This is a genomic window from Streptomyces lavendulae subsp. lavendulae (assembly GCF_002803845.1).
Classification (GTDB): domain Bacteria; phylum Actinomycetota; class Actinomycetes; order Streptomycetales; family Streptomycetaceae; genus Streptomyces; species Streptomyces lavendulae.
Window position 1 is genome coordinate 7,541,335 of the sequence record NZ_CP024985.1, and the last position, 26,416, is coordinate 7,567,750.

Consider the following 26,416-nt stretch of genomic DNA (forward strand, 5'->3'; position numbering starts at 1 on the left):
CTGTCTACCAGCCTGGGTAGACAGTGTCTACTCGATCGGGCCGCTACCGGGGGACCACCTCGAACGTGGCCGTGCCGCTCGCCGTCTGGTTCCAGTCGGTGGTGACGTCGGCCGTCAGGGTGTACGAACCGACCTCGCCGAGGCTGCCGCTGTCGAAGTTGAACAGGGTGATGCTCGGAGGCCGGCACCGTTCGCTGCGCGCGAGCTGTACCACCTCGCCACCGCGCTTGAGCGTCCACTGGACGTAACAGCCCCGGTCCAGCCGGCCCCCCGCGTCCTGGACGTAGGTGTCGGCGCCGGGCGTGGACCGGGCCCGGTAGGTGTGCGGACCCACCTTCCCGTTCGTGCCCATGTCGACGCGCACGAGAAGGGGGCCCGTGTGGGCGGGGGGCTGGGCCTTGGCACTCGGCACGTCGGCGGCCGGCGGCGTCGGGGTCCTGGTCTCCGGCCGGGGGAAGCCGGGCCCGGGCTCGGTGGTCTCCGGGTCCTGCTCGGGTTCGGCCGTGCGCGTCCGCGCCGTCGACGGTGTGGGCGTGCCACCTGTGCCGCCCGTGCCACCTGTGCCGCCCGTGCCGCCCGGGGTCGACGCGGGCCCGGGGACGGCCGGGGCGGAGGCCCCGGGCGGCGGATCCTGCGAGGAGAACAGGTCCTTGCCGGCCGCCACCGCGCCGATGATCGTGGCGATGACGCCGATCACGACCAGCACCGGGTGCTCGGCCAGTTTTGTCTGCCCACCACTCAAAGCGGCCTCTTCCTCCCCGGCCCCGGCCCGCCCTCGGCCGCCGGGGCGACGCTGTGCGTTGTCGACCCTAACGCTCCGTGGTCCGCCGGGGCGGGCGAACGCGGAACCCGCACCCCTGCCCGTACCGCCCGTTCAGGCGGAGCCCGCCGTGAGCAGGCACTCGCCCACCGCCGTACGGGCGTAGAGGACCGAGCGGCCCGCACGGTGGGCGCTGACCAGTCCCGCGTCACGCATGGCCGTCAGGTACTGCGACACCCCGGCCGGCGAGAGCCCCGTACGGGCGGCCAGTTCCGAGGTGGAGGCCGGGGTGTCCAGCTCCGCCAGCAGCCGGGCCCGCGAACGCCCGAGCACGGCGGCCAGGGCGGTACCGGCGACGGCCGGCCGGGACGCCCACAACGAGCCGGTCCCCCGCGCCGGATAGGCCAGCTGCGGCGGCTCCGGCGGCGCCACCCGGGTCAGCGGCACAGGCCCGGTGAAGGCCGACGGGATCAGCACCAGCCCGGACCCCGCCGTGCTGCGGGACAGGGCGCGCCGGCGCAGCGCCAGCCGCAGCGCGTTGTCGGACCAGCTCAGCGAGGAATGCAGGTCGTTGAGGAGCCGGGCCGCGCCCTGCTCGGCCACCTGCCGGGAACGGTGGAAGACGTCCGCGTCGAGCACGGTCCGGATCTGCGCCCAGTACGGGCCCAGGGCCAGCTCCCAGTACTGCCGGACCTCCTCCGCCACCCGGGCCAGCCGCCCCTGCGGATCCGCGTACAGGGCCCGCGACCGGGGACCGAGCCGCCCCTGTTCCCGGGCCAGCCGGTCCAGGTCCCGGCGCACCGCGGCCGCGGGCGCCTCCCTGACACGGGCCAGCTCCTGCTCCAGGGTGGGGGCGGGCCCGTCGGGCGCGGGGTTCAGGAAGTCCGGTACGAAGCCCTTCGGCGCGACCAGTTCGGCCAGCCAGCCCCGGTCCAGCCCGGCCGCCGCCAGCCGCGGCCGCACCTGGGCGGTCCACGGGCCGTGCACGGGATGGGCGGCCCCGGACCTCAGCAGCCGCATGCTGGTACCCACCTCCCACATCGGGGAGACGGCGAAGCGCATCTGCGCCAGGTCCCCGGCGGAGAACGCCAGCCTGACCGGCCCGTCCGGCCCCTCGCGCCGCACCAAGACGACCCTGCCTCCCCACCGATTCACGCATGTGCGAATCCGTGGCGGTGAGCGTACCGGCTGATGGATCATTCCGGCATGACGACCACTGAAACGATCACCGCCGCCGCCTCGGGGACCTGGAAGCTCGGCGACCTGGAGGTCAACCGCCTCGGCTTCGGAGCGATGCGCATCCCCCAGAACGGCGCGGCCCTGCACGCCGCAGCCGCCTCCGGCGACCGGGACCGGGCCCTCGCCGTCCTGCGCCGCGCGGTCGAACTCGGCGTCAACCACATCGACACCGCCGCCTTCTACTTCTCCCCGCTCCGCTCCGCCAACGAGCTGATCAACAGCGCCCTCGGCGGCCCCTACCCCGAGGACCTGGTCATCGCCACCAAGGTCGGCCCCGCCCGCGGGGCGTCGGGGGAGTGGACGGAGCACGCCGGCCCCCGCGAACTGCGCGGCCAGGTCGAGGAGAACCTCCGCCAGCTCGGCCGCGACCACCTCGACCTGGTGAACCTGCGCGTCTCCGGGATACCGGGCGGCACCACCGCGGTCGCCGAACGCTTCGGAGCCCTGGCGGAACTGCGCGAGGCCGGACTCATCCGCAACCTCGGCGTCTCCAACGTCACCCCCGAACAGCTGGCGGAGGCCCGGTCCGTGGCCCCGGTGGTGTGCGTGCAGAACCCGTACGGCATCGGGATGCGGCCCGACCAGGACGAGTTCGTCCGCTACTGCGGCGAGCAGGGGATCGCCTTCGTGCCCTTCTACTCGATCGCCACCACCGGCCGCGAGGGCGGCGCGAGCGGCACGGAGGACGAGGCACTGCTCGCCGTGGCCCGTGCGCACGGCGCGAGCCCCGCACAGATCCGCCTCGCCTGGACCCTCCAGCGCGGCCCCCACGTCCTCGCCATCCCCGGCACGGGCAACCCCGACCACCTCACCGCCAACGTCGCCGCCGCGGCCCTGCGCCTGACCGAAGCGGAACTCACCACCCTGGACACCCTCCACCGGCGCACCGAGGAGGCCTGACCTCCCGACGGCGCTCCGAGGCCGGGCGCGGGTCCCGCGCCGGGCCGACGGGCCCGTCCGGCACAATCGACGGATGAGCGACGAAGCCCCCGGCGTGACCCGTGAGTCCTCCGGTCCCGATGACCACGATCCGTACCTCTGGCTGGAGGACGTGTCCGGCGAGGCCGCCCTCGCCTGGGTCCGTGAGCGCAACGCCGAGACCGTCGACGCGCTGACCACCGGCACCGACTTCAAGGTGCTGGAGCGCGAGGTGCGCGAGGTCCTCGACGACGACGGGCGCATCCCGTACGTCGTCCGGCGCGGCCGCCACCTCTACAACTTCTGGCAGGACGCCGACCGCCTGCGCGGCGTCTGGCGGCGCACCACCCTGGAGGAGTACCGCACCGACGACCCGGCCTGGGAGACCGTCCTGGACCTGGACGCCCTCGCCGAGGCCGAGGGCGAGAAGTGGGCCTGGGCCGGCAGTGCGGTCCTGGCCCCCGGACACCGCCACGCCCTCGTGATGCTGTCCCGGGACGGCGCCGACGCCTGCGTGGTGCGCGAGTTCGACCTGCAGACCCTGCGCTTCGTGGACGGCGGCTTCGCCGTCGAGGAGGCCAAGACCCGGATCGGCTGGATCGACCACGACCACGTCTGGATCGGCACCGACTTCGGCCCCGGATCCATGTCCCCCTCCGGCTACCCACTCCAGGTCCGCCGCTGGCGCCGCGGCACGCCCCTCGCCTCCGCCGAGACCGTCTACGAGGGCCGTCCCTCGGACCTCTCCGCCTCCGGCTGGCGCGACCACACGCCGGGCTTCGAACGGGACTTCGTCTCCCGCCAGATCGACTTCTGGAACCAGGAGCTCTTCCTCCTGCCCGCGGACCCCGACGGTCCGCCCGAGAAGATCGACGTGCCCGACGACGCCGTCGCCTCCGTCCACCGCCAGTGGCTGATGGTGACCCCCCGCTCGCCCTGGCTCGGCCACGCCCCCGGCAGCCTCCTCGCCTTCGACCTCGACGCCTTCCGGGCCGGTGACCGCGAGCCCGACGTGCTGTTCACCCCCGACGCGCACACCGCGCTCGGCGGCCACAGCTGGACCCGCAACCACCTCCTGCTGACCACCCGCGCCGACGTCTCCTCCCGCCTGGAGCTCCTCACCCCCGGCCCGGACGGCTGGACCCGCGCCCCGCTCGCCGGCGTACCGCCGCTGTCCACGGCCTCCGTCGTGTGCACCGACCCGGACGAGAGCGACGAGTACTTCCTGAACGTCACCGGCTTCCTCCAGCCCTCCACCCTGTACCGGGGCACCGCCGGAGCCGCCGACGGGGGAGAGGGCGTCAAGCGGGGACCCGCGCTCTTCGACACCGCCGGCATGGCCGTGAGCCAGTACTTCGCCACCTCGGCCGACGGCACCCGGGTGCCCTACTTCGTCGTCGGCCCCGAGGATCGCCCCGGCCCGGGCCCCACCCTGCTCTACGGGTACGGCGGCTTCGAGATCTCCATGGTCCCGCAGTACAGCGCCGTGACCGGCCGGGCCTGGCTCGCCCGCGGCGGCACCTACGTGGTCGCCGGGATCCGCGGCGGCCGCGAGTACGGGCCCGCCTGGCACCAGGCCGCCCTCGGCGCCAACCGCGTGCGCGCCTTCGAGGACTTCGCCGCCGTCGCCCGGGACCTCACCGCCCGGGGCATCGCCACCCCCGCCCAGCTGGGCATCGAGGGCGGCAGCAACGGCGGCCTGCTGATGGGCGCCATGCTCACCCGCGAACCCGAACTGTTCGGCGCGGTCGTCGCCCACGTGCCGCTGCTCGACATGCTCCGCTTCCACAAGCTCCTCGCCGGAGCCAGCTGGACCGCCGAGTACGGCGACCCCGACGACCCGGCCGACCGGCCCCACCTGGAGCACATCTCCCCGTACCACCGGATGCGCGCGGACGGCCCCGCGTACCCGCCGCTGCTCCTGCTCACCTCCACCCGCGACGACCGGGTCCACCCCGGCCACGCCCGCAAGGCCGCCGCCCGGCTGCGCGAACTCGGCCACCCGGTCCTCTTCCACGAGCACCTCGGCGGCGGCCACGGCGGCGCCACCGACCACCGGCAGACCGCCTTCAACGAGGCCCTCGTGCACACCTTCCTGTGGGAGCGGCTGACCCCGCGCAGGTGAAGACCGCCCGGCGCGCTGCCCCGCCCGGCGCGCCGCGGCTGGTGCAATGGAACGACCGGCGGCCCGCACGGGGCCGCCCGGCGGGCGGAGGTACCGTGTCGGATCGCGACAGCCGCGCGTGGGTCCCGGCGCCGGACGAGACCCTCGAAGCGATCGGCACGACCGACGACGAGCACACCACCTGCCGGGAACTCGCCGCCTTCCTCTTCCGTACCCTCTGCGACGCCGCCGCCGTCGACCTGACCGGTGAGGCCGGCCGCGTCGAGCGGGTGGCCGAGGCCGGCGCCGCCGGCCTGCTGCGGCCCCCGGTACCCGGAGCGGCCGCCGCCGTCCGGGCGGTCGACGCCGGGCATCCGCTGCGCAGCTGGACGCTGCGGCCCGGCGGCCCCCCGGTGCACGGCCTGTCCGTCGAGCTCGCCCGGCACGGCACCTCGTACGGGACCCTCCTCGTGGCGCGCGTCGGGGCGGCCTTCACCGACCGGGAGGCCGCCGCCCTGCACTTCGCGGCCCGGGTCGCCGCCGTGCACGTGCGCCACGCCCGGCGGCTCGCCGCCACCGAGAGCGTCGCGCTCAACCTCCAGCGGGCCCTGGTCTCGGACCCCGGCCGGCCGCACCCCAACCTCCTGATCGCGGGCCGCTACCTGCCCGTCGGGCCGAGCGCGCTCGTCGGCGGCGACTGGTTCGAGACCGTGCGCCTGCACTTCGGGCGGACCCTGCTGGTCGTCGGGGACGTCATGGGCCACGGCCTGGACGCCGCCGTCGACATGAACGCCTACCGCTCCACCCTGCGCGAGGTCGCCTCCACCGACCTGGCCCCCCACCGGGTGCTGCGCCAGCTCGACGCCGTGGTCTCCGAGGACGCCGCGCGGCGCCCCGCGACCTGCCTGCTGGTCCGGGTCGACCCCGCGCGCGGGACCGCCGTCTACGCCAGTGCCGGCCACCTGCCGCCCGCGGTGTTCGCCGCCGGCGGCACCGGCCGGCTCCTCGACGTCCCCGTCGGCCCCCCGCTGGGCACCGGCCTCGGCGGCTACGAGTCCGTCGCCCACCCCCTGGCCGCCGACGAGACCCTCCTGCTGTACACCGACGGGCTCGTCGAACGCCGCGGCGAGGACATCGACACCTCCCTGGCCCGCCTCACCGCCCTGCGGCTGCCGCGCGGGGCCACCATCACCGAGGCCGCCGACGCGGTCGTCGGCGGCCTCGACGCCGTCCACGCCGAGGACGACGTCGCCGTCCTCGCGGCCCGCATCCGCTCCCGCTCCCCGCACCCCTGACCCGGCCCCCCGTCAGGGGAGGGCGCGGGCGATCAGGAGGGCGACGTCGTCGTGGGTGTCGGGGCGGCGCAGGGCGGAGAGCAGCAGGTCGCAGGTCTCCTCGATGGGGCGGTGGGGCCCGGCGAGCAGGTCGGTGAGGGTCAGCAGCCGGGTGTCGATGTCCTGGTCGCGGGTCTCGACCAGCCCGTCGGTGTACAGCACCAGCTCGTCCCCGGGGGCCAGGGTCAGCGAGGTCGTGCAGAACGGGATGCCGCCGACGCCCAGCGGGACCGCCGACTTCAGGCGCAGGAGCTGCGGGTGGCGGCCGCCGCGCAGGTGGACCGGGGGCAGGTGCCCGGCGGTGGAGAACAGGCACACCCGGGTGTGCGGGTCGTAGACGGCGTAGACGCAGGTGGCCATCGCCTCGCCGAGGTCGGCGGTGGCCGCGTCCAGGTGGGTGAGGACGGTCGCCGGGTCCAGGCCCAGGCGGCCCAGGGCGCGGGCGGTGGCCCGCAGCTGTCCCATGGTGGCGGCGGCGTTGATGCCGCTGCCCATCACGTCCCCGACTACCAGCGCGGTGCGCTCCCCGGTGAGGGGGATGACGTCGAACCAGTCGCCGCCGGTCTCGTCCGCGGCCCCCGCGGGCTGGTACCGGTAGGCGATGTCCAGGCCCGGGGCCGCCGGCGGGGACTGGGGCAGCAGGTGCTGCTGCAGGGTGAGGGCGGCGTGCCGCTGGCGCTGGAACCAGCGCGCGTTGTCGATGGACACCGCCGCGTGGGCCGCCAGCTCCGAGGCGAGCAGGACGTCGTCCGGCCCGAAGGGTACGGAGTTGCGGGCCCGCTTGAGGTCCAGGGCGCCCAGCACCTGCCCCCGGGCGATGAGCGGCACCGCCAGGTACGAGTGCAGCCCCGCCTCGCCGAGCAGCCGGGCCGCGTCCTCGTCGCGGGCGATCCGGGGCAGGTCCTCCGGCAGCACGTGCGGTACGAGGACCGGCCGGCCGGTGCGGGCGCAGCGGGACACCAGCCGGGCGGGGCCGTACAGGGCGACGTCCCCGACGGGGTCGGCGGCCGCCTCGGCGGGGGTCCGGTAGGCGGCCTTCACCGCCAGCGCCCGGAACCGTACGCCCAGGTCGATCGGGTCCCCGCCCGGCCGCAGACCCGTCAGGGCCGTGTCGAGGACGTCGACGGCGGCGATGTCCGCGACCTCCGGGACGGCGACGTCGGCGAGTTCCCGGGCGGTGATGTCCAGGTCGAGGGTGGTACCGATGCGGACGGAGGCGTCCGCGATCAGGGACAGGCGCCGCCGGGCGTGGGCGGCGGACACGGCCGTACGGTGCTGTTCCGTCACGTCCATCACCGACACGGCGACGCCGATCACCCGGCGCGCCTGGTCGTCCAGCCGGTAGACCGACACCAGCCAGGCGCGCTCGCCGTCGTGGTCCGCGGCGATCCTGCCGGTGGTGAACTCGTCCAGCACGGGCACGCCGGTCGCCATGACCTCGCGCATCCGCGCCTCGATCGCCGACGCGTCGAGGAAGGGCAGGATCTCGGCGATCCGCTTCCCCAGGTGCCGGTCGGCGGAGACGCCGTTGATGCGCTCCAGCGCCGGGTTGACCAGCACGAAGCGCAGATCGGTGTCCAGGACGGCCAGCCCGAGGGGGGACTGGTCGACCAGGCGCAGGGACAGCGCCAGGTCCCGCTCGACCCGCCGCAGGGTGGCCTGCTCGGAGGCCAGGCCCAGCGCGAAGAGCCGGCCGTTGTCGGCCTGCAGCCGCATGTTGCGGAACTCCACCAGCACGGTGCGACCGTCCCGGTGGCGTACGGGGAACACCCCCGCCCACGAGCCCGTGTCCCCGCCCGCCATGACCCGGGCGAACAGGCCCAGCACCTCCTCGCGGTCCTCGTCCGCGACCAGCAGCGCCGCCGCGTACCGGCCGAGCGCCTCCTCGGCCGGGTATCCGAAGAGGGTGGCCGCCTGCGGGCTCCACAGGGTGATCCGGCCGTCGGCGTCCAGGACGATGGCGGCCACGCCGAGGACGTCGAGGAGACCGCCCGCGGCCACGGCCCCGGCCGCCGCGGACGCCACCGTCCCGCGCCGTGCCCCGGCACGGGGGGCGCGGGGAGCGGGCTGCCCATCGGTCATGCGGGCCTCCTCACCCGGACGGACCTCCTTCCATGCTGCGTCCCCGGTCCCGCCCCTGCGACCCGGTGCCGGGCACCCGGGGTGGCGGGGCCGGACCGGAGCGTGCCGGGTCCGGGGCGGGGGCCGGGAGGGAGGGCCGGTCAGCTCCGTCCGGGTGCCGTCAGGGCCGCGGCCAGCCAGTCCGCGGTGCGGGCCAGCCAGTGCGGGTGGGCGTTGCCGAGCAGGTGCTCGCCGTGCGGGACCAGCAGGTACTCCCCGCGCGGGGCGGCCGCGGCCAGCGCGGCCCCGTTCACCACGCCCGGGATGACGTCCCGCCCGCCGTCCACCACCAGCAGCGGGCAGGCGATGTCCGGTGCCGCCCCCGACAGGTCGACCCGGCCGGTGAACGCGTGGGCCGCCCCCGTTCCGCCGACGCGTGCGGCGATCAGCTCCCGCAGGACGGGCGGCAGGCCGTCCCAGTCGAGCCGCAGCGGCCCGCTCACCGTGACCGCCGCGGCCACGCGCGGTTCGAGGGCCGCGCCGCGCGCCGCGTACCAGCCGCCGAGGCTGAGGCCGATCAGCCCCACGCGGTCGGCACCGAGCGCGTCGATCACCCCGGCCAGCACCCGTTCGTAGTCCGGCCGCAGGGTGCTGGACGGGGCGAGCACGCCCTGGCCCGGCCCGTCCATGGCGAACACCGCCAGCCCCCGGTCCAGCAGCGCCCGGGTGACCGCGTGGAACTCCTCCTTCCCGGAGTCCAGCCCCGGAACCACCACCACCGTGGCCGCCGCGTCCGCCGCCCCGCGCAGCCAGCCGGCGAAGGAGGGCCCCTCGATCCGCCGGGCCCCCGGCTCCAGCAGGGCCAGCGCCCGCCCCATGGCCGCGTCGGCCTCCGCGGCGGCCCGCGCCTGGGCCCGCGCCCGCGGGTCCGGGCCCAGCGTCGCGAAGTGGAACCAGCGGGCCGCGACCTGGAGGTGCCCGCCCGCGGAGACGGCCGAGGCCGCCCCCTCGGCGCGGGCGAGGTGGCGCCGGCCCGCGGCCGCGAACGCCTCGGCCCAGCCGTCGGCCAGAGCGGGCCCGCCCGTCACGTACCGGTACTCGTGGGGGTCGAGCCCGGCCCCCGTGGCCCGGCTGAACCGCTCCTCGGCGAGGGCGGCGAGGGCGGCGACGGCGGCCGCGGCGTCCTCGGTGGAGACGGCGTCCTCGGGGGAGGTGGCGTCCACGGCCGCGTCCGCTGCCCGGCTCATCGGGCGGCTCCCGTCGCCAGGTCCGCAGCCGGGGCCGTAGCCCGGTCCGTTGCCGCAGTCGCGTCCGCAGCCCGTCCCGCCGTCAGGCCCGCAGCCCGGCCCGTCGCCCGGTCCGCAGCCCGGCCCGCCGCCCGGTCCGCCGTCAGGCCCGTCGTCAGTACGGCCTTGCCGCGGATCCGCCGCTCCCGCAGGTCCACCAGCGTTCCCGCCGTCCGCTCCCAGTCCGCGACCCGGTCGATCTCCGGGTGCAGCCGCCCGGCCCCCACCAGGCGTACGAGGGCGTCCAGATCGTCGGCGTACGGCGCCCCGGCGTAGTGGAAGTGCCGGATCGAGGCGCCCTCCGGACCGGCGAAGAAGTCGAAGAAGTCCAGGGTCGCCGGGGTCCTGGAGGCCTGCCCGAACCACACCAGCAGCCCGCCCGGCGCGAGCCGCGACAGCGCCACCGGGAGGGCGGGGCCGCCGGTGGACTCCAGCACTACGTCGAACGGCCCGCGCGCCGCCGCCACCTCGTGCACGACCGCCGCCGCGCCCAGCCGCCGCAGCCGCTCCCCGCGCGCCGGGGTCGCCGTCACCACGGTGACCTCGGCGCCCGCCGCTGCCGCCAGCTCGGTGACGTAGTGCCCCACGCCGCCCGAGGCGCCGGTCAGCAGGACGCGGCGGCCCGCCAGGCTCCCCGCCGTGCGCAGCAGCCGCAGGGCCGTGATCCCGGCCAGCGGCAGCGCCGCGGCCCGGACGGCGTCGATCCCGTCGGGCAGGACGGCCAGCGAATGCGTGGGTACGGCCACGTACTCCGCCCAGCCGCCCAGCGGCGGGTGCCCCACCACCCGGGTCCCGATCGGCGGGCCGGAACCGTCGGCCGCCGCCTGCACCACCAGCCCGGCGACGTCCTTGCCGGGGAGCAGGCCGGGCTTCGGCCGTTCCAGCAGAAACGTCTCGCCGCGGTTCGGCGCGAACGCCTCGACCCGTACCAGCACCTCGCCGTCGGCCGGTACCGGCTGGGCGACCTCCGCGAACTCCACCGGCCGCGCCGGATCTCCCGTGGGAATCAGTCTTCTCATGCCCGTCATGGAAGCGGCGGGGCCGGGGGCCGGTCCAACAACCCGCGGGAGCGGCTGACAACCAGAGGTTGTCGCCTATGGTGAGGGCGTGGATCTTGATCTCGCGCAGGTGCGCGCCTTCGTGGGTACCGCGCGGGAACTGCACTTCGGCCGGGCAGCCGAGTCGCTCTCCGTCTCCCAGCAGGCCCTGTCGAAACGGATCGCCCGCCTGGAGTCCGCCCTCGGCACGCCGTTGTTCGACCGGGGCGGCGGCCAGGGGGTCCGGCTGACCGACGCGGGGCGTCGGTTCCTCGAACCGGCCCGCCGTACCCTGGCGGCCGCCGACCGCGCCGTGGCCGCCGTACGGGACGGGCACCGGCCGCTGAGGGTCGACGTGTGGGGCCATCTGTACGCCCCGATGCGCACGCTGGCCCCGGTGGCGGCGGCCGCCGGGGAACCGGCCCTGGAACCGGGTCACGGCCGGGACCTGCCCTCGGTGGCCGCCGCACTGCTGCACGGGGACGTCGACGCCGCCTTCGGGCGGGTCCACCCGCCGCTGCCCGCGGGACTGACCCACCGCCTGGTCCGCCTGGAGCCGGTCGACGCGGTCCTGGGGGCGGACCACCCGCTGGCGGCCGAGCCCGAGCTGCGGCCCGAACAGCTGCGGGGGAGCGTGCTGTGGACCCCCGGGGCCCTGGACCGCCTCGACTTCCTGCACCGCTTCGCCCGCCGCTTCGGCGTCGCCGAGCACGCCGAGAGCCCGAACCTGGGCCCCGAGCACTTCCTGTCCGGGCTCCACGGCGACCCGCGGCGCTTCACGCTGATGCCGGCGGACGTGCCGCTCCCGCGGACTCCGGGCATCCGGTCCGTGCCGCTGGTACGGCCCACGCCGCTCTACGCCTGGTCGCTGCTGTGGCGCGCCGCCGACCCCCACCCCGGACTGCCCGCCCTGCTGGCCGGGCTCGCGGAGGAGGCCGGACGCAGCCGCTGGCTGGAGTACGATCCGGCGCGCGACTGGCTGCCGGAGCCGGAGCCGGTCCCGGACCCGGCGTAAGGGGTCCGGGACAGGTCCGTCAGGAGGACAGGTCCGTCAGGAGGACTGGTCCGTCAGGATCCCGGGGTCCGACAGGCCGGCCGCGCCCGTCTCCACCTTGCCCGCGAAGCGGCGCAGGAAGTCCGGCACCCCGGATGCGGTGACCGTCACGTCGTACCAGCGCCGGGTGTTCCTCAGCGGGACGCTGTACGTGACCGTCGCGCCCTTGGCGACGGTGAGGCGCTTGGGCCCGCCCCCGTAGGCGTTGGTGACCGTCAGGATCGCGGCCGAGGAACCGGCGTTGGTGAGGGTGAGGTCCAGGTTCCCGGTGGTGGCGTTGTGGCGGGCGGTGACCTCGGGGCCGGGGGTGGTGCCGGGGTTGCGGAAGCCGCGCAGGAAGCCGTTGGGGCCGTGCACGGTCAGGTCGGTGACCCCGGCCGAGTACCGCGTGTTCCAGACGTCCGCGATCGACTTGCCCGCCTCGGTGGTGTAGGTCCAGGGGGCGTCGGTCCGGTTGCGGGAGGTGACGTAGAACTGCGCGCCCAGGTCCGGGCCGCCGCCGAAGGTCAGCCGGAACTTCCCCTCCCCGGTCAGCGCGGCGCCGTCCACGTACGGGGCGTACTTCAGCGCCCGCGTGGGACGCAGGCCCTTCTCCTGGCGCGGTACGGCTCCCTCGGCGGGCGGGGTGGGCCGGAAGTCGGGGTGGCGGTCGCGGTCCTGCGGGGCCCAGGCGCCGGTGTCGGGCAGCCGGACGGAGGCCGTGTCCTTGCGGGCGAAGTCGAAGGCGGAGGTGAGGTCGCCGCACACGGCGCGGCGCCACGGCGAGATGTTGGGCTCGTGCACCCCGAAGCGCTGCTCCATGAAGCGGATGACCGAGGTGTGGTCGAAGGTCTCGGAGCAGGAGTACCCCCCGGTGCTCCACGGCGAGACGACCAGCATCGGGACGCGCGGGCCGAGGCCGTAGGGTCCGGCGACGTACCCGGGCTTGCCGGGGAAGACGTCCAGGGCGGTGGGCACGGTCGACAGGCCCTGGGAGGCGTCGGCGGGGGCGTACGGGGGGACGACGTGGTCGAAGAAGCCGTCGTTCTCGTCGTAGGTGATGAAGAGCGCGGTACGGGCCCACACGTCGGGGTTGGAGGTGAGGGCGTCCAGCACCTGCGCGATGTACCAGGCGCCGTAGTTCGAGGGCCAGTTGGCGTGCTCGCTGAAGGCCTCTGGGGAGGCGATCCAGGAGATCTGCGGCAGCGTGCCGGCGGCGACGTCGGCGCGCAGCCTGTCGAAGTAGCCCTCGCCCGCCTTGGCGTCGGTGCCCGTGCGCGCCTTCTCGTAGAGGGGCTCGCCGGGCTTGGCGCCGCGGTAGCTGTTGAAGTAGAGGAGGGAGTTGTCGCCGTAGTTGCCCCGGTAGGCGTCGTTGATCCAGCCCCAGGAACCCGCCGCGTCGAGGCCGTCGCCGACGTCCTGGTAGACCTTCCAGGAGATCCCGGCCGCCTCCAGGCGTTCCGGGTACGTGGTCCAGCCGTAGCCCGCCTCGGCGTTGTTGAGGACCGGGCCGCCGCCCTTGCCGTCGTTGCCGGTGTGGCCCGACCAGAGGTAGTAGCGGTTGGGGTCGGTGGAGCCGATGAACGAGCAGTGGTAGGCGTCGCAGACGGTGAACGCGTCCGCGAGGGCGTAGTGGAAGGGGATGTCCTCGCGCGTCAGGTGGGCCATGGTCGTGGGCGTCTTGGCGGGTACCCAGTTGTCGTACCGGCCCTTGTTGAAGGCGCTCTGGCCGCCCGCCCAGTCGTGGTTGAGGCCCTGGAGGAACTCCATGCCGAGGTCGTCGGACGGCGGCCGGAAGGGCAGCGTCTCCTTCGTGCCGTCGGACTGGTGCCAGACGGACTTGCCGCTGGGCAGGGTCACCGGGCGCGGGTCACCGAAGCCGCGGACGCCGCGCAGGGCGCCGAAGTAGTGGTCGAATGAACGATTCTCCTGCATGAGGACCACGATGTGCTCGACATCGGCGATGGTGCCGGTGCCGCCCTGCGCGGGGATGGCGGCGGCCCGCGCGATGCTCTCGTCGAGCATGGTCAGGGCGGCGGCGCCGCCCGCGAGCTGCAGGAAGCGGCGGCGGTTGAGTTCTGCCATGGCGGTACGACCTCTGTGGTTGAGGGGTGGTTGAGCGCCCCCAGCACAGCGCGGCCGGGGTACCGGACAGGGAGCCTGACGTGACGGCAGCGGATACACCAGGCGAACGGCAGCCGGATTCCGACGGAGTTCGGCCAGACGCGGCGCCGGACGGGCGCGAACCGGCCCCGTCGCGGGACGGGCTGTCGCGGGGAGCCCCCGCTCCCCTACAGTGCGTGATGCCCGTACCCGGCCCCGCGTGACGCCGCACCCCCGTCGAACAGGAGCCACCCGTGTCCACCGACGCCCGCCCGGGCCGCCTGCCGGGCCCCGTCCCGGCGGACCGCCGGGTTCCCGAACTCGACCCCGCCCTCGTCGCCGAGTGGCGGGCCGGGGGAGGGCAACCGGTCGACCTCTTCACCCTGGCGCGCGAACGGCTGGGTGGAATCGCGGCGTTGGACCTCGGTTCCGGGTCGGGCCCGACGGTCCTCGTCACCGCGCCCGAAGCCGTGCGGCACGTGCTCGCGCTCCATCCGGACCGGTACGTCAAGCGCTCGCACCGAGCCCGGCTGCTGATCGGCGACGGGGTCCTGGCCGCCACCGGCGACGCCTGGCAGCGGCAACGGCGGCTGCTGCAGTCGCAGTTCACCGGCCCGGGGATGCGCCGCTACGAACGGCGGATCACCGGTGCCGCCCGGACCGCCGCGGAGCGCTGGGCCGGGTACGCCCGTACCGGCCGGGTCTTCGACGTCGGCGACGAGATGCGCCGCTTCGCCCTGGACACCATCTGGCGGTCCCTGACCGGACATCCCCTCGACCCCGCGACCGAGCGCGAACTGGGCGCCGTGGCGCACGTGGTGGCCGAGCTGCCCGGCCTGCCCGCCGACGGCGGCGCCGCCCGGGGGGCCGTCGCCGCCGAACTGGCCCGGATCGACGCCGTGGCGAGCCGCGCCATCGAGGCGGCCCGGGACGGCGCGGCCGGACCCGACGGCCCGGGCCTGCTGCACGTGCTGCTCGACGCGGCGGGCACGCGCCCCGAGTACACCGACCGGCTGATCCGTGACGAGCTGGTCACCCTCCTGGTCGCCGGTCACGAGACCACCGCCTCCACCCTGACCTGGCTGTACCTCCTGCTGGACCGGAACCCGGGGGCACGGGAGCGGGCCCTGGCCACGGGCCCCGAGGGCTCGGACGGCCGGCGGCAGGCGGTGCAGGCCCTGGTGCACGAGACCCTGCGCTTCTACCCGTCCGCCTGGATCCTGCCGCGCTCCGCGGCGCGCGAGGACGTGCTCTGCGGGTACCGGATCGCGGCCGGCACCGACGTCGTGGTCTGCCCCTACCTCACGCACCGCGATCCCGGACTGTGGGAGGATCCCGGGCGCTTCGACCCGGAGCGCTTCACCGTCCCCGGCCGACGCCCCGCCGAACCGGGGAGCTACCTGCCGTTCGGCATGGGGCCGCGGGCCTGCCTGGGCCTCCGGTTCGCCCTGCGGGAGTCGACGGTCCTCCTGGAACACCTGCTGCCCGACCACACCCCGCGCTTCCGGTCCGTGCCGGAGGGGGCCGCGTACAGCATCACGGTCCGCCCCGACGGCCCCACGCCCGCGACGCTGGGCTGATCCCGGGGGTGGCGGCCGGGTGCCGCGTACGGTTCCGGTCCGGGCCCGCCCGCCGGAGGGGGAAGGGGCGGGCCCGGCCGCCGGTCAGTGGAAGAGCATGGACGCGCCCCCGGCCGCCGTGGTGACGGAGCCCGGACACAGGAAGCTGCCCGAGGTCTTGGTGGCGGTGAAGGCCCTGTTGACGTACTTCCTGGTCGTCCCGTCGCGGTCCCACACGATGTTGGTGGCCTTGTAGCGGCAGGAGACGAAGCTCTGCTGCCCGGTGATGTCGATCAGGTCGGTCCGGGCGGTCGCGGCGGTGTCGTCGAAGGTGAAGGCCGGGTTGTTGTTGAGGGAGGCGGTGATGCTCCCGTCGCAGGTGAGGTTGCCGCCGGGCTTGTTGATGCTGCTGCGGTCCACGGTGAGGGCGGTGGGGGGATTGGCGCTGGTCCGGGCATTGGTCCAGCCGCAGGTGTTGCCCGCGACGACGATGACGCCGTCGACCTTCTGGTCGGCGGTGGGTGACGCGGTGGCGGTCGTGACGCCGGCGGCACAGGCCGCGAGTGCCAGTGCGGCGACGGCGAGCTTCGTCCGGTGCGGCTGCGTGAGGTGCAGCATGTCGCTCCTCCTTGACACGTCCTTGTGGGGGTGTGGTGCGAGGCCGGTGCGGAGTGCGTCACGGAATGTCCCACAGGGGTCTTGAGATGTCATGTGCACATCAGTGATTGGCTGGATTGCGTTCCGGCGCGGGCCGCGGCGGGTGTGCGCCGGGAGCACGGTGGGTGTGCGGTGTGCAGTGTGCGGTGGGCGTGCCGGGGAGTCGGCGTACTCCGGTGTACTACCGGGGGAGTACACCGGAAACGCTACGCCGGGGTGACGCCGGTGACGCGGTCCCACCTCTAGCGTGATGGTCATGGAACAGCAGCGCGAACGCCACGGTCCGCCGTGGCGACGATGGGCGGAAGGAGCCGGGCGGGGCCCGGGCCTGCGCTCCGTGCTGCTCGTCGCCGTCCTGGCGCAGGCCGGCTCCGCATGGGCCGCGCAGGCGCAAAGCGGCCGGATGCCGCTCGACGTGTGGGCCCGGATCCTGCTCCTGCTCGGACCCGCCCTGCTGGTCGTGCGCCACCGGTACCCGGTGGCCGTGGTCTACGGGGTGAGTGCCGTCACCCTGGTCTACCTCGGAGCCGGGTATCCCTACGGCCCCGTCTTCATCAGCCTGGCCGTGGCCTGCTTCGCCGCCGTCATCTCCGGACACCGCGGGGCCGCCTGGGGGGCCGTGGCACTGTTGTGGACCGGCCGGCTGCTCATCGGACACTGGCTCTACCGGTGGCTGCCTCCCCCCGGGGACGGCCCGGCCCCCTGGACGCAGGAGCTGGGCGTCACCGCCTGGGTCCTGGCCATGCTCGCCGTCTTCGAACTGGTCCGCGTCCGCCGTGAACAGTGGTCCCGCGAGCGCTCCGAGCGGGCCGCGGCCGCCCGCCGCCGGGCCGACGAGGAGCGGCTGCGCATCGCCCGCGAACTCCACGACGTCCTCGCCCACAGCATCTCCGTGATCAACGTCCAGGCGGGGGTCGGCCTCGCCCTTCTCGACACCGACCCCGAGCAGGCGCGTACGGCGCTCACCACCATCAAGGCGGCCAGCAAGGAGGCGCTCGGCGAGGTCCGCCAGGTCCTCGACACCCTCCGGGCCCCCGGCGCCGCGCCGCGCGCGCCCGCACCGGGCCTCGACCGCCTCCCCGAACTCCTCGAACAGGCCGAGGCGGCCGGACTGACCGTCACCGCCGCCACGGAGGGACGGCCCCGGACCCTGCCGCCCGGCGCGGACCTCGCCGCCTTCCGCATCCTCCAGGAGGCCCTGACCAACGTGGTGCGGCACTCCGGCTCGCGCACCGCCCGCATCCGCCTCGCCTGGCGGCCGGACGGCCTCGAACTGCGGGTGGACGACGACGGCCCGGCCACCGGCGACCCCGCCGGCGGCAGCGGCAACGGCCTCGCCGGAATGCGCGAGCGGGCCGCAGCCCTGGGCGGCACCATCGAGGCCGGTCCCCGCCCGGACGGTGGCTTCCGGGTGATCGCGAGACTTCCGCCGACGGCCGCCCCCCTCCAGGAGGAACCGTGATCAGCGTCCTGCTCGCCGACGACCAGCTGCTCGTCCGGGCGGGGTTCCGGGCCCTGCTCGACGCACAGGACGACATCGAGGTCGTCGGCGAGGCGGCGGACGGCGAGGAAGCGGTGCGGCTGGTCCGGACCCTGCGCCCCGACGTGGTCCTCATGGACATCCGGATGCCCGGCCTCGACGGACTCGCCGCGACCCGGTCGATCACCGGGGACGGGACGCTGTCCGCCGTGCGGGTGGTCATGCTGACCACCTTCGAACTCGACGAGTACGTCTTCGAAGCCATCCGCTCCGGCGCCTCCGGCTTCCTCGTCAAGGACGCCGAACCGGAGGAACTGCTGCGCGCGGTCAGGGCGGTGGTGGACGGCGACGCCCTGCTGTCCCCCGGCGTCACGCGCCGGCTGATCGCGGAATTCGCCGCCCGCTCCAGACGGCCCGCCGCCGCGGGGGGCCTGGAGCGGCTCACCGGGCGGGAGCGCGAGGTGATGGCCCTGGTCGGCATGGGGCTGTCCAACGAGGAGATCGCCCGCCGGCTCGTCGTCAGCCCGCTCACCGCGAAGACGCATGTCAGCCGGACCATGGTCAAGCTCGGAGCCCGGGACCGGGCCCAACTCGTCGTCCTGGCCTACGAGTCCGGGCTGGTCCGGCCCGGCTGGCTCGGCTGACGCCCACCACCCCGCCGGGACCGGCCTCACCGGGGGTACTCCCGCGGAAGTACCCCCGGTGCCGCCGCCCGTACGACGACCCGGACCCCCGCCGGGAGGGAGGCTCGGAAGCGAGACGAGAACCACCGCTTCCGAGGAGCCGAACCGAGATGGACACCACCACCCTGACCACCCTCGCCCACGACGGACCCGCCCCCTGGCTGCTGCTCTTCCCCCTGGTGTGGGCGGCGGTCGTGGTCACCGTCGTCACCGTGCTGCGCCGCACCGTGTGGCGCGGCGGCCGACGCGGACCCTGGCAGAACCGGGGCGCCGCGTACGGCGAGCACTCCCCGATCGCGATCCTGGGACGGCGCTTCGCCTCCGGGGAGATCGACGAGGAGGAGTACTGGCGCCGGCTGTCCGTCCTCGACGAGCAGTTCGGCCGCTCCCTCCGGGACGGCGCCGCATGAGCACACCGCCAGGGCGAGTGCCCGGCCCGCCGCCCGGCCCGGCGGCGGTCCCGGCGGCGGGCCGCGTGGCAGGCTGGAGGCATGTGCGGCCGATACGTCTCCACCCGCAGCCCCGAGGACCTGACCGGCCTGTTCGGCGCCCTCGCGCCGAGTCCCGACGCGGTGGTCCCGCCCAGCTGGAACGTCGCCCCGACCGATCCCGTGTGGGCGGTGCTGGAGCGCGCCGACCGGGAGACCGGGCTCCTGGAACGCCGGCTGCGGCCGCTGCGCTGGGGGCTGGTGCCGCCCTGGTCCAAGGACCCGGGCGGGGCGGCCCGGATGATCAACGCCCGGGTGGAGACCGTCGCGGAGAAGCCGGCGTACCGCCGCGCCTACGCCAAACGCCGCTGCCTGCTGCCCGCCGACGGCTTCTACGAGTGGCAGGCCGTCCCGGCGACCGCCACCGCCAAGGCGTACAAGCAGCCCTGGTTCATCAGCCCGCAGGACGGCGCCGTGATGGCCATGGCCGGCCTGTACGAGTTCTGGCGCGACCCCGCCGTCCCGGACGAGGACGACCCGGCTGCCTGGTGGGCGACCTGCACCGTCATCACCACCGAGGCCACCGACGCCGCCGGCCGGGTCCACCCCCGGATGCCGCTGGCCCTGGCCCCCGCCGACTACGACGCCTGGCTGGACCCCTCGCACCAGGACCCGCACGCCCTGCGCACCCTCCTCGCCACCCCCGCCGGGGGCCGCCTGGAGGTCCGCGCGGTCGGCACGGCGGTCAACAGCGTCCGCAACAACGGCCCCGAGCTCCTGGACGCCCCGGTCCCGGACGGCGGCGTTGTCAGTGGCCCGTGAGACGCTCGCCCCGACCACTACCATCCGCACCTTCACGAAAGCATGCGAGGCGAAGCCATGACCACGGGGAAGAAGAACGCCGCCTACGAGATCCGGCCGGGCGTTCCGGACGTCGCGACGTACCGGATGCTGCGCGGCGCGACCGGGCTCGGCGCCAAGAGCGTCGAGGGCTCGGCGATAGGGCTGCCGAACTCCTGGTACTGCGTCACCGTCACCCACCACGCGGACACCGTCGGCATGGGCCGGATCATCGGCGACGGCGGGTGCTTCCTCCAGATCGTCGACATCTGCGTGCTCCCGGAGCACCAGGGGCAGGGCCTCGGCAAACTGATCATGGCCGAGCTGACCGCCGAGCTGGAGCGGCGCGCGCCGAAGGGCACGTACGTGTCCCTCATGGCCGACGGCGACGCCCGGCACCTCTACGCGAAGTTCGGATTCGTGGACCCGGCGCCGGCGTCGGTGGGCATGGCCCGACTGCTCTGAGGCGGCCGGCGGCCCGTACGATCATGGTCGAAGGCCTGCGCAGGGTGCGGGCGCCGTGCACCGAGGAGAGTCACCCGCAATGTGGTCCTGTGAACGCGTCGTCGGATCCGCCCTGGACGTCGAGGAGGTCCTCGGTCTCTACCGCGCGTCGACGCTCGCCGAGCGCCGCCCGGTCGACGACGTGGAGCGGTTCACCCGGATGCTGGCCGGAGCCAACCTGGTGGTCACGGCCCGCACCGGCGAGGGACGCCTCATCGGCATCGCCCGGTCGGTCACCGACGGCGCGTACGCGACCTACCTCAGCGACCTCGCCGTGGACGCGGCCTACCAGTCGAAGGGCGTCGGGCGCGAGCTGATCCGGGTCACCGGCGAGGCCGCCCCGCAGGCCACGATCATCCTGCTCGCCGCCCCGGCGGCCGTCGACTACTACCCCCGGGTCGGGTTCACCGCGCACCACTCCGCCTGGACCCTCGACGGCCCCGAGGAGTGAGCCGGCGCGGGCCGCGGCGCCGCTCACCGGCGGCACAGGACGGGCACCCGCTGGACGGCGTTGTTGCCGAAGCCCCCGCGGTTCCAGGCCTGGCCGAGCGGCTGGGTACGGCCCGTGGCGTCCGTCGCCCGCGCCATCAGGACGTAGCGGCCGGGCGCGGCCCGCCACACGCCGTGCCACGCCTGCCACGCCCGGGAGGACCGGCCGTCCCGCGCCCCCGGCTCCACGGCGGCGTCCGTCCACGTCCGGCCCCCGTCGCAGCTCAGCTCGACCCGGGTGACCGGCCCGTGCCCGGACCAGGCGCGCCCCTCCAGCGGTACGGGGCCGGCGCGCACGACGCGTAGGCGGGACATGAAGTCGGGGAACCCCGGCGGAACCATCAGGGCGCGCGGCGCGATCAGCGTCACCGGCTCCCCGGGGTCCTCGGGGTCGCGCCGGTAGCGGTAGGCCAATGCCTGCTGGAAGCCCTCGAAGGGCACGTCGGACAGCGTGATGTCCCGCAGCCACTTCACGTGCGCCATCCCGTACCAGCCCGGCACCACCAGCCGCAGCGGAAACCCGTGCTGCGGCGGCAGCGGCCCGCCGTTCATCGCGTAGGCGAGCAGCACCTCCGGCTCCGTGCCGGCCGCGACGGCCACCGGCAGGCTGCGCGCGTAGTCCTGCTCGACCCCGCGCTCCACGCCGTGGTCGGCCCCCGTGAACACCGCCTCGACGGCCTCCGCCCGTACCCCGGCCTCGGCGAGTACCGTCCGCAGCGGCACCCCCGTCCAGTCGGCCGTGCCCACTCCCTCCACCAGCCAGGGCTGGCTGACCGGCCGCGGCAACAGCCGGGCCCGCCCGTTGCCCGCGCACTCCATCGTCACCCGCCGCGTGACCGCGGGCAGCGCGCGCAGGGCCGCCAGGTCCAGCGACAGCGGCCGGTCGACCCGGCCGCCGACCGTCAGCCGCCAGGTGCCGGGGTCCGCGGCCGGGATGTCGTAGTGCACCAGTACGTAGTGCAGCCCGGCCGGCGTGACCCCGTAGCGCAGGGCCTCCAGGGGCAGCCCGTGGTTGCGGGCGGCGAGCGCCAGTTCCTCCGCCCCGATGTCCTCGTCCTCGGCCGCCAGCCGCCCCGGGGCGCTGATCCCGCTCAGGGCCGTGTCCATACCCCCATGGTCGCGCCCACCACCGGCTCCGGCACCCGGGGACCAGGGTGACGCCTTGCCGATCGGCCGAGTTGAGGGGTGCGGGGATCACGGGCGGGCGGCGGGCGACCGGGCCGGGACGCCGGGCCGGCACGCGGCCGAGCTCCGCGCCGACAGCGGGTTCACCGACCTGCGCGCGGTCCGCTTCCGCGAGGACCGGCACTACGGCACCGACCGCCCGGTAGGCCCGTACGGCAGGCACCTCCGGTACGGGACGCCGTGTCGTAGCCCTGCGGCGCGGCCCCGATGGGCCGATAGTGGGGCTGTGAACGAGAGGTCGCGCAAGAGGGGACGGACGGGCGGGACCGGGGACCCCGCCTGGTCCGGACGGGCGGGGGCGGAGGCCTTCGCGGCGGTGGAGGCGGCCACGGACTGGCTGCTCGGCTATCCGTTCGTCTTCCGGGCCCTCGCCCGCAGGATCCGCGGCGGTGACGTCCTCGTGGACTACGGATGCGGTCCCGGCGCGGTCGCCGACCGCGCGGCCCGGATACTGGGGGCCCGGGTGGTCGGGGTGGACACCTCGCCCGAGATGCTGGCGCTGGCCCGGGCCCAGGAGAGCGCCGTGGCGGAGTTCCACCTGGTCGAGAACGGGCGGGCGACCGGCCTGGCGGACGGCTGCGCGGACGCGGTGATGTGCAACCACGTGATCGCGTCGCTGCCCGACGAACAGGCCGTCCTCGGCGTCTTCACCGAGATCCGCCGCCTGCTGCGCCCCGGCGCCCCCTGCGTCCTGCTGGCCACCGACCCCGCCTGCACCGGCCGGGAGTACGCCTCCCTGCGGATCGGTGAGCCGGGCGAGGTGTACGGACCGGGCGACGAGCTGACCGTACGGCTGCGGCGCACGGACGGGACCTGGCAGGAGGTGCGCAACCACGCCTGGCCCCCCGGGATCTATCCGGAGCTGCTGGAGGGCGCCGGGTTCCGGGAGGTCGTCCAGCAGCACCCCACGGTGGAAGAGGCGCAGTCCCTCGCCGATCCGGAACTCCTGCGCGGCCGTGACTGGACGGCGGAGCGCGAGCGGCCGCCCCTGGTGGTCACCACGGCGCTGGCGGTCTGACCACCGGAAACCCGCCGGTGCCGAACACCCATTTGTCGGTCGATAGTTCGACTTCTGCGGTGTTCCATCGAAAGTCAGACAATCGGCCGGATCGTGTGGGAGTCTGCTCCGCACGCGAGGCGAGAGCGCGCGCATCCGTCACTGGGGAGGTCTCATGCGTGGATCACTGCTCCGGAAATCCCGTGGCATGCTGGTGGGTTCGGTCATGGCCCTGGGGGTGGTCGGGCTGACGGCCGCTCCGGCCAGCGCCTGGTCGGGCGGGAACGTCTGGGTCAACTTCGGCGACTGGAACTGCCCGGGCGGAGGGTCCGTGGTCGGCGTCTACTGGGCGGTGGACGCCTACTCCGTCGGTCCGGCCGGCGGTGACTGGGGCGACAACGTCATCTACCCGCGCGTGCGGGTGGGTTCGGGGGCCTACAACACCCTGAGCTACCAGACGATCTGCAAGAAGTGGGGCTGGTACCAGTACCGCGGCGTGGTCGGCTCGCGGTCCCTGACCCCGTACAAGTCGGGCCTGAGCTACACCTACTGACCCGGCACGGCCGCCGTCGGCGCATCTCGGACGTCCGGGGTGCGCCGACGGTGCGTTCAGCGCCGCAGGATCCTGCGCGAGACGCGGTCGCCCAGGAACTGCGCGGACTGGACGAGGGCGATCAGGACCAGGACGGTGACGACCATGACCGAGGTGTCGAACCGCAGGTACCCGTACGTCATGGCCAGGTTGCCGACCCCGCCCCCGCCGACCGTGCCCGCGACGGCGGAGAAGTCGATCAGCGCGACGAGCATGAAGGTCAGGCCGAGGACCAGCGGCCCGAGCGCCTCGGGCACGAGGACGGTGAGCAGGATGCGCAGCGGGCCGGCCCCCATCGAGCGCGCCGCCTCGATGACGCCCGGTTCGACGGAGAGCAGGTTCGACTCCACGATCCGCGCGATCCCGAAGGTCGCGACGATCGTCATCGGGAAGACGGCCGCGTCGGTGCCGATCATCGTGCCGACCACCGCCCGGGTCACCGGGGCCAGGGCCACGATGGCGATGATGAAGGGGACCGGCCGGATGACGTTGATGAACGTCCCCAGCACCGCGTGCACGAGCCGGTTCGGCAGGACCCCTCCCTTGCGGGTGGCGTAGAGGGCGAGCCCGACGGCGAGCCCGAGGACGGTGGAGAGCGCCAGCGTGATCAGCACCATGTAGACGGTCTCGCCGGTCGCGTCCACGACCTTGGGCCAGAAGGTGCTCCAGTCGGCCTTCACCGCACACCCGCTTCCCGCTGGGCGGGCGCGGCGAGGCCGCGGACGACGGCCTCGACCGCCGCGTCCCCTCCGCGCAGGGCCAGGGTGACGCTCCCCAGCGGCCGTCCGCGCACCTCCGCGACGCCGCCGTGGACGAGGGTGAAGTCGACGCCGTTCTCGCGCAGCAGCGGCGAGAGGTCGTCCAGCACCGCGGCGCCGTCGACCACGGGCACCGTGACCAGCCGCCCCGGATGGCGGGCCCGCAGCCGCTCCAGCAGCGGGCCGTCCGGCTCGCCGTGGAGGGCGGAGCGGACGAAGGCGGCCGTGGTGGGGTGGGCGGGCCGCGCGAAGACCTCGTAGACCTCGCCGCTCTCCACGACCCGCCCGTCCTCCATGACGGCGACCCGGTCGCAGAGCGTACGGACGACCTCCATCTCGTGGGTGATCAGCAGGATGGTGACGCCCAGTTCGCGGTTGACCCGGCGCAGCAGCGCCAGTACCTCGCCGGTGGTCTGCGGGTCGAGGGCGGACGTGGCCTCGTCGCACAGCAGCACCTTCGGGCGGGTGGCGAGCGCGCGGGCGATGCCGACGCGCTGGCGCTGCCCGCCGGACAGCTGCTCCGGGTAGCGCTTGCCGTGTCCGGCGAGGCCGACGAAGTCGAGGGTCTCCTCGGCGCGGGCCCGGGCGGCGGCGCGGTCCAGGCCGGCCAGGCGCAGCGGGTACGTGACGTTGCCGAGGACGGTGCGCGAGCGGAACAGGTTGAACTGCTGGAAGATCATGCCGATGTCGCGGCGGACCGGGCGGAGCCGGCGTTCGCCGAGTGCCGCGAGGTCCTGGCCGTCGAGGAGGACGCTTCCCGCGGTCGGTTCCTCCAGGCCGTTGACCAGGCGCAGCAGCGTGGACTTGCCCGCGCCGCTGTGTCCGACGACCCCGAAGACGCTGCCCGCGCCGACCGTCAGGCTCACGTCGTCGACGGCCACGGCCCCGCCGGGGAACTCCTTGCGCACGCCGCGCAGTTCGATGGCGGCGGTCACCGGCGCAGCTGCTTCTGGACGCGGGCCAGTTCGGCCTGGAGCTCGGGGGCGGCGAGCTCGATGTGGTGCGCGGTGCCGTTGCTGGTGCGGCGGACCTCGTCCTGGACGGCCTTGGACGCGTACAGCTTGATGATCTTCTGGTAGTCGGCGTCGTCCTTGCGGTCCGCGCGGGCGGCGATGACGTTGAGGTACGGGACGGCCTGCGGGGATGCGGGGTCGTCCTTGAAGAGCGCGGTGTCGGCCTTGATGCCGGAGAGCTCGGCGACCCCGTCGTTGATGATCGCGGCGTCGGCGTCCTTGAGGGTGCGCGGCGTCTGCTGGGCGTTCACCGGGGTCAGCTTGACGTGCTTGGGGTTGGCCGTGACGTCGTCGGGGGTGGCGAAGAGACCCGTGTCCTTCTTGAGCTCGATGACCTTGGCCTGCTCCAGGACGCGCAGCGCGCGGCCCTGGTTGGCGGGGTCGTTGGGCAGGGTGATCTCTGCGCGCTCGGGGAGGTCCGCCAGCTGCTTGTGCTTGCTGGAGTACAGGCCGAGCGGAACCACCGTGGTGGCCGCGATCGGGGCGATGTCGGTCTTGTTCTCCGTGTTCGACTGGGCGAGGAAGACCAGGTGCTGGAAGGCGTTGAGCTCGATGTCACCCGCGCTGAGGGCCTTGTTGGGCAGTGAGTAGTCGTCGAAGACGACCGTCTCGACGGTCAGGCCCTCCTTCTTGGCCTCCTTGGCGAGGACCTCCCACTCGGGGGCGTCCCCGGCGACGCCCACGCGGATGCGCTTGCCGTCCCCGCCGCCCGATCCGCAGCCGGTGGTCAGGAGGGCGAGGGCGGTGAGGGCGGCGGAGAGGGCGAGCGCGGTACGGCGGCGGGGTGATTCAGCAAGCATCGTGGATCCAGTGATAGAGGAACGCGTCTGGCGAAGTACCTCTGAACAGTAGGCATGGATCCTGGTATTGGCTTGATATGAAAGATCGTATTCACGATCCTGCAATGAATGAAAGGTGGTGGCGGTTACTGTCCGGTCAGTTCGCGGGGACGTGCGCGGGCCGGGGCGCGATCCCCGGGTAGGCCTCCCCGAGCACGGTGTCGAACAGCGTCGTGACGTCGTCCGCCGTCATCCCCTGTTCCCGCGCCTCGCGCATCCACTCCCCGAGCCGGCCCCGCAGGGGGGACTCCGGGGCGGTCTGCGGGGTGGCCAGCGAGCGGGTGATGAAGGTGCCGGAACCCTGCCGCACCTCGACCAGCTCCAGCCGTTCCAGCTCGCGGTAGGCCTTGAGGGTGGTGTTCGGGTTCACCTTGGTGGTGGCGGCGACCTGCGCCGCGGTGGGCAGCTTGTCCCCCTCGGCGAGGGCCCCCATGCGGAGCGCCTGCTCCACCTGGTGGACGATCTGGAGGTAGGCGGGCATGCCGCTGCGGCGCTCGATGCGAAACACGACCACGGT

At 74.6% G+C, this 26,416-nt stretch carries 25 protein-coding genes; 13 read left to right on the plus strand and 12 right to left on the minus strand.

The window, feature by feature from the left end:
* Nucleotides 1–43: 43 nt before the first annotated feature.
* Both SLAV_RS33755 and SLAV_RS33760 read right to left on the minus strand, forming a co-directional pair.
* On the minus strand, nt 44–742 hold the full coding sequence (locus tag SLAV_RS33755) for a hypothetical protein (protein ID WP_158740788.1): 699 nt from the start codon (nt 740–742) through the stop codon (nt 44–46).
* A gap of 132 nt (nt 743–874) precedes the next feature.
* Complete coding sequence (locus SLAV_RS33760; protein ID WP_199922203.1) at nt 875–1,822, minus strand: ArsR/SmtB family transcription factor; 948 nt, start codon at nt 1,820–1,822, stop codon at nt 875–877.
* A 144-nt stretch (nt 1,823–1,966) separates the two neighbouring features.
* Between SLAV_RS33760 and SLAV_RS33765 the strand changes: the two genes are divergently transcribed.
* From SLAV_RS33765 to SLAV_RS33775, 3 genes are all read left to right on the plus strand, one after another.
* The gene (locus SLAV_RS33765; RefSeq protein ID WP_100661121.1) at nt 1,967–2,899 is read left to right on the plus strand and encodes an oxidoreductase; all 933 of its coding nucleotides are present in this window, start codon (nt 1,967–1,969) and stop codon (nt 2,897–2,899) included.
* A gap of 73 nt (nt 2,900–2,972) precedes the next feature.
* Nucleotides 2,973–5,042, plus strand: a complete 2,070-nt coding sequence (locus SLAV_RS33770; RefSeq protein ID WP_051841234.1) for a prolyl oligopeptidase family serine peptidase — start codon at nt 2,973–2,975, stop codon at nt 5,040–5,042.
* 95 nt (nt 5,043–5,137) lie between these two features.
* Nucleotides 5,138–6,316: a PP2C family protein-serine/threonine phosphatase gene (locus SLAV_RS33775; RefSeq protein ID WP_037687945.1), complete on the plus strand. Its 1,179-nt coding sequence runs from the start codon at nt 5,138–5,140 to the stop codon at nt 6,314–6,316.
* 12 nt (nt 6,317–6,328) lie between these two features.
* Here SLAV_RS33775 and SLAV_RS33780 read toward each other — a convergent pair whose 3' ends face one another.
* The 3 genes from SLAV_RS33780 to SLAV_RS33790 all read right to left on the minus strand — a co-directional run bounded on the left by SLAV_RS33780 (nt 6,329) and on the right by SLAV_RS33790 (nt 10,721).
* On the minus strand, nt 6,329–8,437 hold the full coding sequence (locus SLAV_RS33780) for a SpoIIE family protein phosphatase (protein WP_078950510.1): 2,109 nt from the start codon (nt 8,435–8,437) through the stop codon (nt 6,329–6,331).
* A 140-nt stretch (nt 8,438–8,577) separates the two neighbouring features.
* Complete coding sequence (locus tag SLAV_RS33785) at nt 8,578–9,663, minus strand: alpha/beta hydrolase family protein (RefSeq protein WP_078950509.1); 1,086 nt, start codon at nt 9,661–9,663, stop codon at nt 8,578–8,580.
* A complete protein-coding gene (locus SLAV_RS33790; protein WP_078950508.1) occupies nt 9,660–10,721 on the minus strand; it encodes a zinc-binding dehydrogenase in 1,062 nt (353 codons plus the stop codon). Before SLAV_RS33790 ends, SLAV_RS33785 begins: the two co-directional genes overlap by 4 nt.
* A gap of 88 nt (nt 10,722–10,809) precedes the next feature.
* Here SLAV_RS33790 and SLAV_RS33795 point away from each other — a divergent pair, with 88 nt between their 5' ends.
* Nucleotides 10,810–11,754 (plus strand): LysR family transcriptional regulator, encoded by a 945-nt coding sequence (locus SLAV_RS33795; RefSeq protein ID WP_030235627.1) that lies wholly within the window; start codon nt 10,810–10,812, stop codon nt 11,752–11,754.
* A gap of 36 nt (nt 11,755–11,790) precedes the next feature.
* Here the strand turns inward: SLAV_RS33795 and SLAV_RS33800 are convergent, their stop codons facing one another.
* On the minus strand, nt 11,791–13,857 hold the full coding sequence (locus tag SLAV_RS33800) for a phosphocholine-specific phospholipase C (RefSeq protein ID WP_030235625.1): 2,067 nt from the start codon (nt 13,855–13,857) through the stop codon (nt 11,791–11,793).
* Between the two features lie 272 nt (nt 13,858–14,129).
* Between SLAV_RS33800 and SLAV_RS33805 the strand changes: the two genes are divergently transcribed.
* On the plus strand, nt 14,130–15,455 hold the full coding sequence (locus SLAV_RS33805; RefSeq protein ID WP_037687919.1) for a cytochrome P450: 1,326 nt from the start codon (nt 14,130–14,132) through the stop codon (nt 15,453–15,455).
* Between the two features lie 84 nt (nt 15,456–15,539).
* Here the strand turns inward: SLAV_RS33805 and SLAV_RS43275 are convergent, their stop codons facing one another.
* Nucleotides 15,540–16,052 (minus strand): hypothetical protein, encoded by a 513-nt coding sequence (locus SLAV_RS43275; RefSeq protein ID WP_037687918.1) that lies wholly within the window; start codon nt 16,050–16,052, stop codon nt 15,540–15,542.
* Nucleotides 16,053–16,347: 295 nt separating this feature from the next.
* Here SLAV_RS43275 and SLAV_RS33815 point away from each other — a divergent pair, with 295 nt between their 5' ends.
* The 6 genes from SLAV_RS33815 to SLAV_RS33840 all read left to right on the plus strand — a co-directional run bounded on the left by SLAV_RS33815 (nt 16,348) and on the right by SLAV_RS33840 (nt 20,477).
* Nucleotides 16,348–17,553, plus strand: coding sequence for a sensor histidine kinase (locus SLAV_RS33815; RefSeq protein WP_030235619.1), 1,206 nt, complete (start codon nt 16,348–16,350; stop codon nt 17,551–17,553).
* Nucleotides 17,550–18,215 (plus strand): response regulator transcription factor, encoded by a 666-nt coding sequence (locus SLAV_RS33820; protein WP_030235617.1) that lies wholly within the window; start codon nt 17,550–17,552, stop codon nt 18,213–18,215. Before SLAV_RS33815 ends, SLAV_RS33820 begins: the two co-directional genes overlap by 4 nt.
* A 164-nt stretch (nt 18,216–18,379) precedes the next feature.
* Nucleotides 18,380–18,664 (plus strand): SHOCT domain-containing protein, encoded by a 285-nt coding sequence (locus tag SLAV_RS33825; protein WP_030235614.1) that lies wholly within the window; start codon nt 18,380–18,382, stop codon nt 18,662–18,664.
* Nucleotides 18,665–18,745: 81 nt separating this feature from the next.
* Nucleotides 18,746–19,504 (plus strand): SOS response-associated peptidase, encoded by a 759-nt coding sequence (locus SLAV_RS33830; protein WP_030235611.1) that lies wholly within the window; start codon nt 18,746–18,748, stop codon nt 19,502–19,504.
* 57 nt (nt 19,505–19,561) lie between these two features.
* Nucleotides 19,562–19,987, plus strand: a complete 426-nt coding sequence (locus SLAV_RS33835; RefSeq protein WP_030235607.1) for a GNAT family N-acetyltransferase — start codon at nt 19,562–19,564, stop codon at nt 19,985–19,987.
* A gap of 79 nt (nt 19,988–20,066) precedes the next feature.
* The gene (locus SLAV_RS33840; protein ID WP_030235604.1) at nt 20,067–20,477 is read left to right on the plus strand and encodes a GNAT family N-acetyltransferase; all 411 of its coding nucleotides are present in this window, start codon (nt 20,067–20,069) and stop codon (nt 20,475–20,477) included.
* Between the two features lie 23 nt (nt 20,478–20,500).
* On the opposite strand, the gene SLAV_RS33845 is transcribed toward SLAV_RS33840, so the two are convergent.
* The gene (locus SLAV_RS33845; RefSeq protein WP_030235602.1) at nt 20,501–21,622 is read right to left on the minus strand and encodes a sulfite oxidase; all 1,122 of its coding nucleotides are present in this window, start codon (nt 21,620–21,622) and stop codon (nt 20,501–20,503) included.
* Between the two features lie 304 nt (nt 21,623–21,926).
* On the opposite strand from SLAV_RS33845, the gene SLAV_RS33855 reads away from it, so the two are divergent.
* Nucleotides 21,927–22,718: a class I SAM-dependent methyltransferase gene (locus SLAV_RS33855; RefSeq protein ID WP_158740786.1), complete on the plus strand. Its 792-nt coding sequence runs from the start codon at nt 21,927–21,929 to the stop codon at nt 22,716–22,718.
* A 154-nt stretch (nt 22,719–22,872) separates the two neighbouring features.
* Nucleotides 22,873–23,250, plus strand: a complete 378-nt coding sequence (locus SLAV_RS33860; protein ID WP_158740784.1) for a hypothetical protein — start codon at nt 22,873–22,875, stop codon at nt 23,248–23,250.
* Nucleotides 23,251–23,306: 56 nt separating this feature from the next.
* Here SLAV_RS33860 and SLAV_RS33865 read toward each other — a convergent pair whose 3' ends face one another.
* The 4 genes from SLAV_RS33865 to SLAV_RS33880 form a co-directional block, all read right to left on the minus strand.
* Nucleotides 23,307–23,969, minus strand: coding sequence for a methionine ABC transporter permease (locus SLAV_RS33865; protein ID WP_030235593.1), 663 nt, complete (start codon nt 23,967–23,969; stop codon nt 23,307–23,309).
* Nucleotides 23,966–24,982, minus strand: a complete 1,017-nt coding sequence (locus tag SLAV_RS33870; protein ID WP_030235592.1) for a methionine ABC transporter ATP-binding protein — start codon at nt 24,980–24,982, stop codon at nt 23,966–23,968. Before SLAV_RS33870 ends, SLAV_RS33865 begins: the two co-directional genes overlap by 4 nt.
* Nucleotides 24,979–25,860, minus strand: coding sequence for a MetQ/NlpA family ABC transporter substrate-binding protein (locus SLAV_RS33875; RefSeq protein ID WP_030235589.1), 882 nt, complete (start codon nt 25,858–25,860; stop codon nt 24,979–24,981). The genes SLAV_RS33870 and SLAV_RS33875 overlap by 4 nt, the downstream gene beginning before the upstream one ends.
* Nucleotides 25,861–25,996: 136 nt before the next feature.
* Nucleotides 25,997–26,380, minus strand: a complete 384-nt coding sequence (locus tag SLAV_RS33880; protein WP_051841240.1) for a GntR family transcriptional regulator — start codon at nt 26,378–26,380, stop codon at nt 25,997–25,999.
* Nucleotides 26,381–26,416: the final 36 nt, after the last annotated feature.

Bases quoted from the DNA above. Each gene is read 5' to 3' on its own strand.
- SLAV_RS33760 (WP_199922203.1), bottom strand. From the start codon at position 1,822: ATGCGCTTCGCCGTCTCCCCGATGTGGGAGGTGGGTACCAGCATGCGG.
- SLAV_RS33880 (WP_051841240.1), bottom strand. From the start codon at position 26,380: ATGCCCGCCTACCTCCAGATCGTCCACCAGGTGGAGCAGGCGCTCCGC.
- SLAV_RS33840 (WP_030235604.1), top strand. From the start codon at position 20,067: ATGTGGTCCTGTGAACGCGTCGTCGGATCCGCCCTGGACGTCGAGGAG.
- SLAV_RS33830 (WP_030235611.1), top strand. From the start codon at position 18,746: ATGTGCGGCCGATACGTCTCCACCCGCAGCCCCGAGGACCTGACCGGC.
- SLAV_RS33835 (WP_030235607.1), top strand. From the start codon at position 19,562: ATGACCACGGGGAAGAAGAACGCCGCCTACGAGATCCGGCCGGGCGTT.
- SLAV_RS43275 (WP_037687918.1), bottom strand. From the start codon at position 16,052: ATGCTGCACCTCACGCAGCCGCACCGGACGAAGCTCGCCGTCGCCGCA.
- SLAV_RS33860 (WP_158740784.1), top strand. From the start codon at position 22,873: ATGCGTGGATCACTGCTCCGGAAATCCCGTGGCATGCTGGTGGGTTCG.
- SLAV_RS33780 (WP_078950510.1), bottom strand. From the start codon at position 8,437: ATGACCGATGGGCAGCCCGCTCCCCGCGCCCCCCGTGCCGGGGCACGG.
- SLAV_RS33785 (WP_078950509.1), bottom strand. From the start codon at position 9,663: ATGAGCCGGGCAGCGGACGCGGCCGTGGACGCCACCTCCCCCGAGGAC.
- SLAV_RS33815 (WP_030235619.1), top strand. From the start codon at position 16,348: ATGGAACAGCAGCGCGAACGCCACGGTCCGCCGTGGCGACGATGGGCG.
- SLAV_RS33845 (WP_030235602.1), bottom strand. From the start codon at position 21,622: ATGGACACGGCCCTGAGCGGGATCAGCGCCCCGGGGCGGCTGGCGGCC.
- SLAV_RS33790 (WP_078950508.1), bottom strand. From the start codon at position 10,721: ATGAGAAGACTGATTCCCACGGGAGATCCGGCGCGGCCGGTGGAGTTC.
- SLAV_RS33770 (WP_051841234.1), top strand. From the start codon at position 2,973: ATGAGCGACGAAGCCCCCGGCGTGACCCGTGAGTCCTCCGGTCCCGAT.
- SLAV_RS33765 (WP_100661121.1), top strand. From the start codon at position 1,967: ATGACGACCACTGAAACGATCACCGCCGCCGCCTCGGGGACCTGGAAG.
- SLAV_RS33800 (WP_030235625.1), bottom strand. From the start codon at position 13,857: ATGGCAGAACTCAACCGCCGCCGCTTCCTGCAGCTCGCGGGCGGCGCC.
- SLAV_RS33875 (WP_030235589.1), bottom strand. From the start codon at position 25,860: ATGCTTGCTGAATCACCCCGCCGCCGTACCGCGCTCGCCCTCTCCGCC.